This window comes from Streptomyces sp. LS1784 (assembly GCF_020103755.1).
GTDB lineage: Bacteria > Actinomycetota > Actinomycetes > Streptomycetales > Streptomycetaceae > Kitasatospora.
Genome location: NZ_JAHSQD010000182.1, coordinates 1 through 14240, shown reverse-complemented (window position 1 = coordinate 14240; position 14240 = coordinate 1). Strand labels below are relative to the sequence as shown.

The window sequence follows — 14240 nt, the reverse complement described above, 5'->3', positions numbered from 1 at the left end:
CTGGCCGCCGCACTGACCGCCGCCACCCTCGGCAGCGCCCCCGCGGCCCTTGCCGCCGCCCCGCCGGCCCCGCCCTCGGACGCCGCGCTGGCGGCCACCGCCGGGCGGCACGACCTCACCCGCGAGCAGTTCTACTTCGTCCTGCCCGACCGCTTCGCCAACGGCGACGCCGCCAACGACACCGGGGGCATCACGGGCGGGCGGCTGGAGAACGGCTTCGACCCCGCCGACAAGGGCTTCTACCACGGCGGCGACCTGGCCGGACTGATCCAGCGGCTCGACTACGTCCAGAACCTCGGCACCACCGCGATCTGGCTGGCCCCGATCTTCAAGAACAAGCCGGTGCAGGGCAGCGGGGCCGACGCCTCGGCCGGCTACCACGGCTACTGGATCACCGACTTCACCCAGGTCGACCCGCACTTCGGCACCAACGAACAGCTCAAGGAGCTGATAGCCAAGGCGCACGCCCGCGGCATCAAGGTCTTCTTCGACGTCATCACCAACCACACCGCCGACGTCATCGACTACGCCGAGAAGCAGTACGGCTACCGCTCCACCGGCGCCTTCCCGACCCTCGACGCGGACGGGAACCCGGTGGACGAGACCGCCGTCGCCGACGCGGGCGCCCCCTGGCCGAAGATCACCAAGGACTCCTTCCCCTACACCCCGGTCTTCCGCAACCCGGCCGACGCCGGAGCCAAGACCCCGTCCTGGCTCAACGACCCGGCGCTGTACCACAACCGGGGCGACTCGACCTTCGTCGGCGAGTCCGCCACCGAGGGCGACTTCAGCGGCCTGGACGACCTCGACACCCAGAACCCCACGGTGGTGAAGGGCTTCGAGAAGGTCTACCAGCAGTGGGTCAAGGACGCCGGCGTGGACGGCTTCCGGATCGACACCGTCAAGCACGTCGACATGGCGTTCTGGCAGCAGTGGGCGCCCGCGCTCAAGGACTTCGCCGCCAAGCAGGGCAACCGCAAGTTCTTCATGTTCGGCGAGGTCTACTCCGGGGACCCGGCGGTCACCTCGCCGTACGTCACGAAGGGCAGGCTCCAGGCCACCCTGGACTTCCCGTTCCAGGGCGCGGCCCGCTCCTACGTCTCGCAGGGCGGCTCGGCGCGCAACCTCGCCGACGTCTACGCCCAGGACTACCGCTACACCAGCGCCGACACCGACGCGTACGAGCTGCCGACCTTCCTCGGCAACCACGACATGGGCCGCTTCGGCTCCTTCCTGCTCGCCGACAACCCGGGCGCCGACGACGCGACCCTGCTGAGGAAGGACCGGCTCGGCAACGAGCTGCAGTTCCTCACCCGCGGCCAGCCCGTCGTCTACTACGGCGACGAGCAGGGCTTCACCGGCGCGGGCGGCGACAAGGACGCCCGGCAGGACCTGTTCGCCTCCAAGACCGCCTCGTACAACGGCGACCGGGTGCTCGGCGGCCCCTCCGGCCCGGCCGACCGGTACGGGCAGGGCGGCGAGCTCTACCAGGGCATCGCCGGGCTGGCCAAGCTGCGCCGGGACAACCCGGCACTGGCCGACGGCGCCCAGATCGAGCGCTACGCCGCCGACGGCGCGGGCGTGTACGCCTTCTCCCGGATCGACGCCGGGCAGCAGGTCGAGTACCTGGTCGCGGTCAACAACGCCACCGAGGCGAAGACCGTCACCCTGGACACCTTCTCGGCGGGGATGGGCTTCGACCGGATCTATCCGTCCGCAGGGGACCGGATCACCAGCGGCGGCGACCGCAAGGTGACGGTCACCGTGCCGGCCCTCTCCTCCGTGGTGTTCAAGGCGGGCGGCAGGCTCGCGGCCGTCGGCGCCGCGCCGCAGCTGTCGGTGCAGCCGCCGGCGGACGGTTCGACCGGGCTGGTCACGGTCGGCGCCACGACGGGCGGCGGCTTCAACCGGGTGAGCTTCGCCGCCCAGATCGGCAACGGGCCCTGGCAGACGCTGGGTACGGCCGACACCGGAAAGTACGCGGTCACCCAGGACCTGGCCGCCGTCGCCCCCGGCACGGTGGTCCGCTACAAGGCCGTCGTGCAGGACTCCAGCGGCCACCTGCGCTCCGCCACCGCGAGCTTCACCACCGGCACCCCCGCGCCCAAGCCGGCGCCCACCGCAGGCTCGCGCCCGTACGCCGTCGTCCACTACAACCGGCCGGACGGCGACTACGACGGCTGGAACCTCTACGCCTGGGGCGACCTCGCCGACGGCGAGGCCACCCAGTGGCCGGCCGGGCACGCCTTCACCGGGCGGGACGCGTACGGCGCCTTCGCGTACGTGCGGCTCAAGCCCGGTGCCTCGGACGTCGGGTTCATCGTCGAGAAGGACGGCGTCAAGGACGTCGACGCCGACCGGCACCTCGACGTCGGCAGCACCGGCGAGGTGTGGCTCAAGCAGGGCGACCCGGCCGTGCGCACCGCCAACCCCGGGCCGGTGAACAGCCAGCCCGCCGACACCGCCGTCATCCACTACAACCGGGCCGACGGCGACTACGACGGCTGGGGCCTGCACGACTGGACCGGCGCGGCCACCCCGACGGACTGGGGCAAGCCGCTGCTGCCCGCGCGCCGCGACGCCTTCGGTGCCGTCTTCGAGGTGCCGCTGGCCCCCGGGGCGACCAGCCTCAGCTACATCCTGCACAGGGGCAACGACAAGGACCTGCCCGCCGACCAGTCACTGGACTTCGCCGTCAACGGCAAGGAGGTCTGGATCCTCGGCGGCCGCGAGGGCTACCTGCTGCCGCAGAACCCGGCCGCCTCCTCGCAGATCGACCTCACCGGCGCCAAGGCCCAGTGGATCGACGCCAGGACCGTCGTCGTCCCGGCGAACTTCGGCGCGGGCGACGACGCCCTGGCCGGCGGCACCAGCGCCCAGCTGGTGTACGACCCCGAGGGCGGCATCCGGGCGGACCGGGGCACGCTGACCAAGCCCGGCAAGTGGCTGCGGCTCACCCCGGTCAAGGGCGGGCTGACCGACGCGCAGAAGGCCAAGTACCCGCACCTGGCGGGCTACCGGGCCTTCACCGTGGACACCCGGGACGCCGCCCGCGTCCCGGCCGCGCTGCGCAGCCAGCTGCTGTTCACCGAACACCTGCCCGGCGGCGCCGTGCCGGCCGCCACCGGGGTGCAGATCCCGGGCGTGCTGGACGACCTGTACGCCGGGCGGACCGGCAAGGTGGATTTCGGACCGGCCTACTACAGCGGCAAGGTGGCGCTGTCGCTGTGGGCGCCGACCGCGCAGGAGGTCTCCGTCCAGGTCTTCGACAGTGCCACCGGGGGCACCCCGAAGACGCTGTCGCTGAAGCTGGACGACGAGACCGGGGTGTGGGAAGTCGTCCGTGACAAGCGCGAGTTGGATGGCAAGTACTACCTGTACCAGGTGAAGGTCTGGGCGCCCTCGACGCAGCAGCTGGTGGTCAACACCGTCACCGACCCGTACTCGGTGGCGCTCTCCACCGACTCCGGGCGCAGTCTGGTCGCCGACCTCGACGCCAAGGCGCTCAAGCCCGCGGGCTGGGACGACCACGCCCGCCCGCCGGCCGTCCCGCCCGCGCAGCAGCAGATCCAGGAGCTGCACGTCCGGGACTTCTCGGTCGAGGACCCCACCGTCCCGGCGGCCGAGCGCGGCACCTACCTGGCGTTCACCGAGTCGAACTCGGCCGGGATGCAGCACCTTCGGGAGCTGGCCAAGGCCGGGGTGACCACGGTGCACCTGCTGCCGACCTTCGACATCGCCACCATCCGGGAGAACCGGGCGGACCAGAAGCTGCCGGCCTGCGACCTCAAGTCCCTTCCGCCGGACGGCCCGAAGCAGCAGGAGTGCGTGGCGGCCGTGGCCGCCGACGACGCGTACAACTGGGGCTACGACCCGCTGCACTACAACGTGCCGGAGGGCTCTTATGTCGCCGCCACCGATCCTGGGGGCACCTCCCGGCCGGAGGCTGGGGGAGGCGTCGCCCGCACCGTGCAGTTCCGGCAGATGGTGCAGGCGATGCACGCGGCCGGGCTGCGGGTGGTGCTGGACGTGGTCTACAACCACACCGCCGCCAGTGGCCAGGCCGAGCACTCGGTGCTGGACCGGGTGGTGCCCGGCTACTACCAGCGGCTGGACGCCAACGGCAAGGTGACGACGGACAGTTGCTGCTCCGACACCGCGCCCGAGCACGCCATGATGAACCGGCTGGTGGTCGACTCGGTGACGCTGTGGGCCCGTGAGTACAAGGTGGACGGCTTCCGCTTCGACCTGATGGGCCTGGACCCGAAGTCCACCATGCTGGACGTGCAGGCCGCGCTGCGGAAGATGACGCCGGACTCGGACGGCGTGGACGGCAGGAACGTCTTCCTGTACGGCGAGGGCTGGAACTTCGGCGTCGTCGCGAACAACGCCCGCTTCGAGCAGGCCACCCAGCAGAACATGGCCGGCACCGGCATCGCCACCTTCGACGACCGGCTCCGGGACGCCGCCCGCGGCGGCAACTTCATGCTGAACTCCGCCCAGCAGCAGGGCTTCGCGTCGGGTCTGTACACCGACCCGAACGGCTCGGCCGCGAACGGCACCCCGGAGGAGCAGAAGGCCCGGCTGCTGCACCAGATGGACCAGCTGAAGGTCGGGCTGACCGGCAACCTGGCGGGCTACTCCTTCACCGACAGCTCCGGAAAGTCCGTCACCGGCGCCCAGGTCGACTACAACGGTGCCCCGACCGGGTACGCGGCCAAGCCCGGTGAGGCGGTGGAGTACGTGGACGCCCACGACAACACCGACCTCTTCGACGCGCTCGCGTACAAGCTGCCGACCGGCACCGCGCCCGCCGACCGGGCCCGGATGCAGGCGTTCGGGCTCTCGCTCACCGCGCTCACCCAGGGCGCGGGCTTCGCCCAGGCCGGCAGCGACCTGCTGCGTTCCAAGTCGCTCGACTCCAACTCCTACGACTCGGGGGACTGGTTCAACGCGATCCACTGGCCCGACCCCTCGACGGGGGCGGCGGACGGCAACGGCTGGGGCCGCGGCCTGCCGATGGCGAAGGACAACCAGGAGCAGTGGACGGCTGCCCGGTCCCTGCTGGCGGACCCGAGGCTGACGGTGGGGGCGGCCGACATCCGGGCGGCCTCGGCGCAGTACCGGGAGTTCCTGCGGATCAAGCAGTCCTCGCCGCTGTTCTCGCTGCCCACCCTGGCCGCCGTCCAGCAGCGGCTCTCCTACCCGCTCTCCGGCACCGCCGGCGAGACGCCCGGGGTGATCACCCTGCACCTGGACGGCACCGGGCTGCCCGGGGCGGAGAAGGGCGTCACGGTGGTCTTCAACGCCACGCCCACGGCGCAGGCGCAGACCGTGTCGGCGCTGGCGGGCACCGGCCAGGCGCTGCACCCCGTCCAGGCGGGCGGGACGGACCGGGTGGTGCAGCGGTCCGGCTTCGACGCCGCGACCGGCACCTTCACCGTGCCGGGCCGCACCGTGGCGGTGTTCGTCCAACACTGATTCGTACACCCCGACAACTCCCGGGCCCCGTACCACCGTTCAGGTGGTGCGGGGCCCGGTTCCGTTCCGGACACACATTGGCCGGAAACCTCTGGTGGCACGGCCGGAACTGTGACGTGCCGGGTCCACCGGGCGCTGCCGGCCACCCGCCGGTGCCCGCCGCGGTTCTGAGTGCTGGTCATCGACCGCCGATAGTGATCGAACTTTGCCCGGGGCATGAAAACCGTGTTCACGAGTTCGTCGTGGGGTAACACAACTGACGGGCCGGCCTGCATACGGTTTCGGTAATGAATCGGCCAATCCGTGGCATGCATCTGTCATTAACGGCTCGTTTGCTGCCACGATTCCCCCGGCTGTAGTCGAGGGGGCCCCACCCCCCGGTGCAGCTGTTCCAGTTCAGGTGCAGCGCGTCCCGACCCTGCAAACGAGTTGTGAGCACCGCATCCGCACCCCCGTCGTACCCGGCGGGGGCCCCCACTGCGCCGCGACCCCGCGGCCCAGGTTTTCTCTCCACCGTGTGCGACCCCGCGCCGGTCGGAAAAGGAGTCCGCATGTCCCGTTACGCTCACGCCCGGAAGGCGGCGGTTGTCATGGCCGCCTCCACCGCGCTGCTGGTCACCGGCATGCCGGTGATCGCCCAGGCGGCCACGCCGGATGCGCCGGCCGCCGTCGCGGCCCAGCAGGCGAACCGTGCCCAGCTGATCTCCGCCGCGAACCAGCAGACCACCTCCCTCGCCCAGAGCCTGGGCCTGAGCGGCTCGGAGAAGCTGGTCACCAAGGACGTCATCCAGGACGCGGACGGCACCCGCCACCTGCGGTACGAGCGCACCCTCAACGGACTGCCCGTCCTGGGTGGGGACCTGGTGGTGCACCAGGCGCCCACCGGTGCGACCAAGAGCGTCGACCGGGCCAGCACCGCTCCGCTGGGCGGTGTGGACACCACGCCGAAGCTGGCCGCGCCGGCCGCGCAGAGCGCCGCGCTCGCCGCCGAGTCGGGCACCGCGGTCGACACCGCGCCGCGCCTGGTGGTCTGGGCCGCCGACAACAGCCCCCGGCTGGCCTGGGAGACCGTCGTCTCCTCCACCAAGTCGGACGGCACCCCGAGCAAGATGCACGTCGTCACCGACGCCACCAGCGGCCAGGTCATCCAGCAGTGGGACGGCATCGAGACCGGCTCCGGCAAGGGCGTCTTCGTCGGCAACGTCACCATCGGTACGACCCAGTCGGGGTCGACCTACCAGATGAAGGACGGCGCCCGCGGTGGGATGTACACCACCAACCTGAACCACGGGACCTCGGGCACCGGCACGCTGTACAGCAAGTCCACGGACACCTGGGGCGACGGCACCGTCAACAACGGCGAGTCCGCCGCGGTCGACGCCCACTTCGGCGTCGCGGCCACCTGGGACTACTACAAGAACACCTTCGGCCGCAACGGCATCCGCAACGACGGTGTCGGCGCCTACAGCCGCGTCCACTACGGCAACAACTACGTGAACGCGTTCTGGGACGACTCCTGCTTCTGCATGACGTACGGCGACGGCACCAACAACACCGCGCCGCTCACCGAGCTGGACGTCGCGGGCCACGAGATGAGCCACGGCGTCACCTCGGCCACCGCCAACCTGACCTACTCCGGCGAGTCCGGCGGCCTCAACGAGGCCACCTCGGACATCTTCGGCACGATGGTCGAGTTCTCCGCCAACATCCCGACCGACAACCCCGACTACCTGATCGGTGAGTTGATCAACATCAACGGGGACGGCACCCCGCTGCGCTACATGGACAAGCCCTCCAAGGACGGCGCCTCGGCCGACTACTGGTCCTCCACCGTCGGCAACAAGGACGTCCACTACTCGTCCGGTGTCGCCAACCACTTCTTCTACCTGCTCGCCGAGGGCAGCGGCGCGAAGGTGATCAACGGCGTCAGCTACAACTCGCCGACCCAGGGCAACATCACGGTCACCGGCATCGGCCGGGACAAGGCCGCGGCCGTCTGGTACCGCGCGCTGACCACCTACATGACCTCCAGCACCAACTACGCCGCGGCGCGCACCGCGACGGAGAAGGCGGCCACCGACCTGTACGGTGCCGGCAGCGCCGAGCTGGCCGCGGTCAGCACCGCCTGGGCGGGCGTCAACGTCGGCACGGCGCCCTCGGGCGGCGTCACCGTCACCAACCCGGGCAACCAGTCCACCGCCGTCGGCGGCGCGGTGAACCTCCAGATCAACGCCACCGGCGGCACCGCCCCGCTGACCTACAGCGCGACCGGCCTGCCCACCGGGCTGTCGATCTCCTCCTCCGGTGCGATCACCGGCACCGCCTCCACCGCGGGCACCTACAACGTGACCGTCACGGTGAAGGACTCGGCCGGCAAGACCGGCACGACCAGCTTCACCTGGACCGTCTCCGCCGGTGGCGGCAGCTGCACCCCGGCGCAGCTGCTGGGCAACGAGGGCTTCGAGACCGGCACCGCCGCCCCGTGGACGGCGACCAGCGGCGTGCTGAACAGCAGCACCTCGCAGCCGGCCCGCAGCGGTTCGTGGAAGGCGTGGCTGGACGGCTACGGCTCCTCGCACTCGGACTCGCTGTCGCAGACGGTGAGCATCCCGTCGGGCTGCAAGGCGACGCTGAGCTTCTGGCTGCACATCGACACCGCCGAGTCGGGCAGCACCGCGTACGACAAGCTCGCCGTGTCGGTGAACGGCACCACGCTGAAGACCTACTCCAACGTGGACGCCGCGGCCGGCTACCAGCAGCGCACCTTCGACCTGTCGGCCTACGCGGGCCAGACGGTCACCGTGAAGTTCACCGGGACCGAGGACTCCTCGCTCCAGACGAGCTTCGTGATCGACGACACCTCCGTCCAGACCAGCTGAGTCGGTGACCCCCTGCCGCGCGGCCCGTTCCCCCGGGCCGCGCGGCCTGCTGCTGCCAACGCCCGGACGCTGTGGGGACGTCGACGGGACGGGCCTGGCCCGGTCGTATGCTGGCCGGATGATCAAGCCGATTGAGCTGGTGATATTCGACTGCGACGGTGTCCTGGTGGACAGCGAGGTGATCGCCGTCCGGGTGCTGGTGCGGCTGGGGGAGGAGTACGGCTGGCCGCTGACCGAGGCGGAGGCGATCGAGCGGTTCGTCGGGCGGTCCGAGGCGGTCAACAACGCGCTGGTCGCCGAGCGGCTCGGGGCGGAGACGGCGGCGGTGTGGGGCAAGCGCTTCCACGAGCTGCACGCCGAGGAGGTCGACGCCGGGCTGACCCCGGTGGACGGCCTGCCGGAGGCGCTGGCCGCGATCACCCTGCCCACCTGCGTGGCCTCCAGCGGCACGCACGAGAAGATGCGTCACACCCTGGGCCGGACCGGCCTCCACGGCCACTTCGCCGGGCGGATCTTCAGTGCCACCGAGGTCGGGCGCGGCAAGCCCGCGCCGGACCTCTTCCTGCACGCCGCGCGCTCGATGGGCGTCGACCCGTCCGTCTGCGTGGTGGTCGAGGACAGCCGGCCCGGTGTCGAGGCCGCCCGCGCCGCCGGAATGCGCGCGCTCGGCTACGCGGGCGGCGTCACGGCGGCGGAGCGGCTGGCCGGGCCGGGAACGGTCGTCTTCGAGGACATGCGCGAGCTGCCCGCACTGATCGCCGCGGGCGCGGTGGGGGAGTGACCGGGGCAGGGTAATCCGGTTGCCGGGCGGGACGGGCGCTGGCAGGGTCGGGCAGCATGACCTCCTCCGGCAGGCTGCACCCCGACGAACTGGACATCGACGAGGCGCTGGTGCGCCGGATGGTCGCCGAGTGCTTCCCGCAGTGGGCCGGTCTGCCAGTCGAGCCGGTGGCGCCGGTCGGGACCAGCAACGCGATGTACCGGCTGGGGACGGAGCTGGTGGTGCGCATCCCGCGGATCCCCGGGGTGGTCGAGGAGATCGCCAAGGAGGACCGTTGGCTGCGCCGCCTCGCCCCGCGGCTGCCGGTCCCGGTACCGGTCCCGCTGGCCGTGGGCGGGCCGGTCGACGGTTGCCCCTGGCCCTGGTCGGTGCTGCGCTGGCTCGACGGGACCAACCCGGCCGCCGGACGGCCGGCCGAACCCGGACTGCTGGCCCGCGACTTGGCGGCCTTCGTGACCGCCATCCGCCGGATCGACCCGGCCGACGGCCCCGCCGCCCACCGCAGCGAGTCGCTGGCGGAGCGGGACGCCGGGACCAGGACCGCGATCGCGGCGGTTGCCGACCTGGTCGATGCCGAGGCCGTGACCGCCGCCTGGGAGCACGCGCTCCGGGCCCCCGCACCCGCCGGCCCCCCGGTCTGGATCCACGGCGACCTGCAGCCCGGCAACCTGCTGGTGGACGCACGGGGCCGGCTGAGCGCCGTCATCGACTTCGGCTGCGCGGGCCTGGGCGAGCCGGCCGTCGACCTGATCCCCGCCTGGTACGTGCTGCCCGCCGCCGCCCGTACCGTCTTCCGTGCGGCCGTTGCCGTCGACGACGCGGCGTGGGACCGCGCCCGCGGCTGGGCCCTCTCCATCGCCCTGTCGGAAGTGGCCTACTACCGCGACAGCAGCCCGAGGATGACCGGCATCGCCCGCCACGTGATCGCCGAGGTGCTGGCCGATCACGCCTCCCCGTCCGGCAGCCGCCACTCGTAGGGGAACAGCTCCCGCTCCCACCCGGGGGAGGCGGCGAGTTCGCCGGCCGCCTCCGGAGTGCGCAGGAGGCAGCGGTGGCGCAGCAGTTCGCGCCGCTCGGCGGGGGTGAGCAGACGCTCCTCGGGGCCGAGGTCCCGGTAGTGGCCGAGGTCGGGGCGGCCGTCGACCGATCCGGCCTCGGCGACGTTCAACAGGTCGCCTCCGGCGGTGCGGTAGTCGAGCCGCAAGTCGGTGCGCCACTGCGAGTTGCCGCCCCAGCTGTGGGAGAGGTCGCAGGTGGGGCGGTGCGCGCGGCGGAACGTCCAGTAGAGCGGGAAGCGGTCGGCCACCCCGTGCTCCGCGTGCGCCGCGCCGGCCCGGACCCGTACGCCGGCCCGGTTGAACAGCAGCTCGCCGAGCATCAGGCCGGGCCACCTGACGTCCAGGACCTCGATCGGTGCCTGCGGGTCCTCGGCCCGCTCGACCTCGACGATCTCGTGGAGGAAGGGGTCGAAGCGGGCGGCGCTCTCGAAGGGCGCCATCCCGAGGGCCGTGAACAGGCCTGGGTAGCAAGGAGGTTGCGGGTCGAGCAGAAGCACGTCGGCGACCCGGCCGAGGGCGTAGAGCTCCTCCAGCAGGTCGGGCCCGCCCACGCTCGCGTCGGCCCACCAGGAGGTGCGGTGGACGGCGGCGGTCCGGAGGCGGTCGCGGTACCCGGGCGCCTCCGGACCGGCCAGCCAGCGGTCGATGTCGTCCTCGTACGGGCCGTCGTGGTCGAGGAGCTGCTCGTAGAGCGTGCGTGCGTTCACGGCGGCGATCATGGGCGGGTTCCGCCGAAACGGTCAACCGCCGCCCGGCCGCCCCCGACCGTACGACGGGCGGGGGCGGCGCTGGCGGGTCAGTACCAGAGGGCGCCGGACTGGCCCTTGTTCTCCCACTGCTGGGCGTTGGCCCCGTTCGCGGTGGAGGAGTTGGTGATCTCCAGGTACTTGCCGCTGTGGTTCTTGAACAGGTAACGGGTCATGCCGTCGCCCGACCGGGTCTCCTGCCACTTCCACTTCGCGCCGGCCTGGCCGTTGCACGTCCACTGCTGGGCGTTGGCGCCGTTCTTGGTGGAGGAGCCCTCGATCTCCAGGCACTTCTTGCTGTGCTCGTTCACGAAGTAGTAGAAACCATCGCCCGCGGGCTTGAAGCGCCACACCGCGCCGGCCTGGCCCTTGCACGTCCACTGCTGGGCGTCGGCGCCGTTCGCGGTGGAGGAGCTGGTGATCTCCAGGCACTTGCCATTGTTGTTCTTGATGACGAACGGGTCCGAGACGGCGGCGAGCGTGTCGCCCTTCTGGAGCACGGTGCCCAGGCTCGGCGTCTCGGCGCCGTCCTGCGGCGCGGCGACGGCCTGGCCGCCGCCGAGGGCGGTGAGCCCGAGCGCCAGGGCGGCGAGGGCGATCCCGGCGGCGGAGCGCGGGTTCCTGCGGAGTCCGTTGCTGGACATGGATGGTCCCCCTTCGAGGGTGCTGGTGTCGGTCCGTGTCCACCGGATGAGCCCCCGTGGTGGACACGGCATCAGCTTGCCGACCTCCCGGGTGGGTTGTCGCTAGCAGTCAGTCCACGGTCGCTTGGTTCAGAGTCCACCGCCGGCCGTCACGGCGCCGTGGCGGAAGTCGCGCGGCGGCAGCCCGTACGCGCCGCGGAAGGCGCGGCTGAAGTCCGCGGCGCGGGGGAACCCGCAGCGGGCCGCGATGACGTGGACGGGGGTCGCGGCCAGGGCCGGGTCGGCGAGGTCGCGCCGGGCCCGTTCGAGGCGCTGGCGGCGGATCCAGGCGGCGACGGTCTCCTCCTCGCCCTCGAAGAGGCGGTGCAGGTAGCTGACCGAGATGTGGTGCGCGGCGGCGACGGCGCCGGGGCTGAGGTCCGGCTCGTGCAGGTGGGTGCGGACGAAGGCCCGGACGCGCTGGACCAGCGCCCGGCGCCGGCTCTCCGGCGGTACGGCGTCCTCGGCGTCGAGGTGGTGGGCGAGCAGAGCCGACACCAGGTCGAGGGCGGCGGCGCCCAGCCGGGGCGCGTCGCCGGCCCGGTAGGCGCCGGGGTCGGCGGCGATGCCGACGAGCAGTTGGACGAGCAGGGCGCCCACGCCTTCGCCCCCGGGCATCCGGTGGGCGATCAGGTCGGCCACCTTGTCCGGTGGCAGGGGCACCGCCTGCCGGGGGACGGTCAGCCAGGTCCCGTGGATCTGCCGGCGCGGATCGTCGGTGCTCACCTGGAGGGCGATGGGTCGGATGCTGTCGTACATCACCAGGTCCCGAGGGCGCCACTCGCCGTGGCCGTCGGACCTGGCCGCGGGGCCGGCGCCGGGGAACGGGAGCGAGAGGAGGTAGAACTCCGGGTCGGACGAGCGGATCAGGCGCGCCGGCCGGCGTACGGTGATCGACGGGCTCTCCATGTTCCAGAGCTGTAGCTCACCGAGCGTCAGGATGCGCAGGTCCGCCCGGAAGTCGACGGCGTTTCCCGTGCTGGCCTCGAACGGAGCGCTCCTCTCGGCGAGTCGGTGCCGCCAGTATTCGAGGCGGTCCGGCGGTGCCACGTCCTCGGTCCGGTACACCGTCTCGTCCAGCATGCCCGCCCTCCCCGACTCGTGCTTCTGGTACGGACATTGTCACAGTGCGGACGGCCTTGGTTCAGGACGAATCCCGGGGCACCCGGTGCTGCCACTCCCGGGCGAACACCACCGAGCCCGCCTCCAGTGCCCGCAGCTGCACGACGCTGATGAAGTGCTCGGCGTCGCAGCGCAGTTGGGTGCGGGTCTGGACGGTGACGTCCCAGCCGATGTCGGGCCGCTCCAGCCGGACGGTGTGGTCGGTGCGGGCCTGGGCGCTGAGCGGGGCGTCGGTGAGCACGCGGTAGGCGGTGACGGTGTGTTCGTTCAGAACCAGGCCGTCGGGGTGGGTGCGGGTGCCGTCGGTCGCGGGGGAGAGCTCGGTGCGCCACTCGCGGCGGCCGATGTCGTGCACGGTGAGGTGCTCGGGGCGGGCGGTGAGCGGCTCGGTGAGGTGGACGTCGAGCGGGTCGGGCAGCACCGGGGACTCGAAGGTGACGGGCGGGGCGCCGATGTCGGCGGCGAGGTGGCGCACCGGCAGGCTCAGCGTGGAGCGGGACGGGTCGACGCCGTACCCGGTGTCCTCCGCGGGGGGCCACACCCAGGGCCAGTAGACCGAGGAGAGGGCGAGCCGCAGCCGGTGCCCGGCCGGGACGGTGGTCGCGCAGGCGGCCAGCTCGACCTCGGCCTCCGGCCCTTCGGTGACCAGGACGCCCCGGGTGACCAGCTGCGAGGTACCGTCCGGGCCGACCGCGCACAGCCGCACCGCCACCTGGACGGGCACCCCGTCCTCGCGCAGCCGCAGCCGCAGCCGTACGGTCGGGGCGCCGAGCAGCTCGACCGGTTCGGGCAGCGGCTGGGAGTCGAAGCAGACCGAGCGGCCGTCCTCCTCGCGCTGGTCCGGCGGCTGGTCGGCGGGGCGGCCGTGCGGGACGTAGGCACCGGAGTTGAGGCCGGTGTGCTGCGGGGAGCGGACCCGGACGTACCGGTCGTCGGAGGCGGTGCCGGCGGTGCTCAGCGGCCCGTCCAGGCCGTAGTGGATCTCGCGGACGTCGGGGGAGGGCCAGGCCTCGTCGCCGGTCCAGCGGGTGCCGAGCCAACTGCGCAGGGCGGGTTCCTTGAGGGCGCTGGTGTCGGCGCCGCGCAGCCAGTGGTCCCACCAGCGCAGGGTGTCGGGCAGGGCGGCCTCGGGCAGGCCGTGCGGCCAGGGGCCGATCAGGGCGCGCGCGGTGGGGGACTCGGCGAGCAGCCGCAGCACGAAGGAGCAGGACGGGTCGCCCCAGCCGGCCACCGCGAGGGTGGGCACGGACACCGGGACGGTGCTCTCGCCGGCCGCGAGCCAGTCCTCGACGGGCGGCCGCAGTGACTCCAGCCGGTCCAGCCAGGCGGCCCGCCAGGCGTCGCCGACGTGCCGCGGGTCCGGCGGCAGGGCGGCGTCGGCGATCAGGGCGGTGAGCCGGGTGTGCAGGTCGGCGGCGAGCACGGCCCTGCCGAGCCGGTGGCCGCCCTCGGGGCAGGCGGTGACCACGGCGCCGACGGTGTCGGGGGTC

At 72.4% G+C, this 14240-nt stretch carries 8 protein-coding genes; 4 read left to right on the top strand and 4 right to left on the bottom strand.

Going from position 1 to position 14240, the window contains the following annotated elements; translation table 11 throughout:
• From pulA to KS423_RS21295, 4 genes are all read left to right on the top strand, one after another.
• The coding region (pulA, locus tag KS423_RS21310; protein ID WP_374119998.1) for a pullulanase-type alpha-1,6-glucosidase at positions 1-5481 on the top strand (5481 nt) is incomplete at its 5' end.
• A gap of 551 nt (positions 5482-6032) precedes the next feature.
• Positions 6033-8360: a M4 family metallopeptidase gene (locus KS423_RS21305; protein ID WP_224281166.1), complete on the top strand. Its 2328-nt coding sequence runs from the start codon at positions 6033-6035 to the stop codon at positions 8358-8360.
• Between the two features lie 118 nt (positions 8361-8478).
• Positions 8479-9141 carry an HAD family phosphatase gene (locus KS423_RS21300; RefSeq protein WP_224281165.1) on the top strand — a complete coding sequence of 221 codons (663 nt, stop codon included), beginning with the start codon at positions 8479-8481 and terminating at the stop codon, positions 9139-9141.
• Positions 9142-9197: 56 nt separating this feature from the next.
• Entirely contained in the window at positions 9198-10118 is a 921-nt protein-coding gene (locus KS423_RS21295; RefSeq protein ID WP_224281164.1) for an aminoglycoside phosphotransferase family protein, read from the top strand.
• On the opposite strand, the gene KS423_RS21290 is transcribed toward KS423_RS21295, so the two are convergent.
• The 4 genes from KS423_RS21290 to KS423_RS21275 all read right to left on the bottom strand — a co-directional run.
• On the bottom strand, positions 10085-10906 hold the full coding sequence (locus KS423_RS21290) for a hypothetical protein (protein ID WP_224281163.1): 822 nt from the start codon (positions 10904-10906) through the stop codon (positions 10085-10087). The genes KS423_RS21295 and KS423_RS21290 overlap by 34 nt on opposite strands.
• Positions 10907-10995: 89 nt before the next feature.
• Positions 10996-11589 (bottom strand): RICIN domain-containing protein, encoded by a 594-nt coding sequence (locus KS423_RS21285; RefSeq protein WP_224281162.1) that lies wholly within the window; start codon positions 11587-11589, stop codon positions 10996-10998.
• Positions 11590-11718: 129 nt separating this feature from the next.
• A complete protein-coding gene (locus tag KS423_RS21280) occupies positions 11719-12711 on the bottom strand; it encodes a helix-turn-helix domain-containing protein (protein WP_224281161.1) in 993 nt (330 codons plus the stop codon).
• A gap of 61 nt (positions 12712-12772) precedes the next feature.
• Positions 12773-14240, bottom strand: a 1468-nt coding sequence (locus KS423_RS21275; protein WP_224281160.1) for a CocE/NonD family hydrolase, incomplete at its 5' end; no start/stop codon positions are given.

Coding starts and splice junctions, on each gene's coding strand:
- KS423_RS21305 (WP_224281166.1), top strand. CDS start 6,033: ATGTCCCGTTACGCTCACGCCCGGAAGGCGGCGGTTGTCATGGCCGCC.
- KS423_RS21285 (WP_224281162.1), bottom strand. CDS start 11,589: ATGTCCAGCAACGGACTCCGCAGGAACCCGCGCTCCGCCGCCGGGATC.
- KS423_RS21300 (WP_224281165.1), top strand. CDS start 8,479: ATGATCAAGCCGATTGAGCTGGTGATATTCGACTGCGACGGTGTCCTG.
- KS423_RS21295 (WP_224281164.1), top strand. CDS start 9,198: ATGACCTCCTCCGGCAGGCTGCACCCCGACGAACTGGACATCGACGAG.
- KS423_RS21280 (WP_224281161.1), bottom strand. CDS start 12,711: ATGCTGGACGAGACGGTGTACCGGACCGAGGACGTGGCACCGCCGGAC.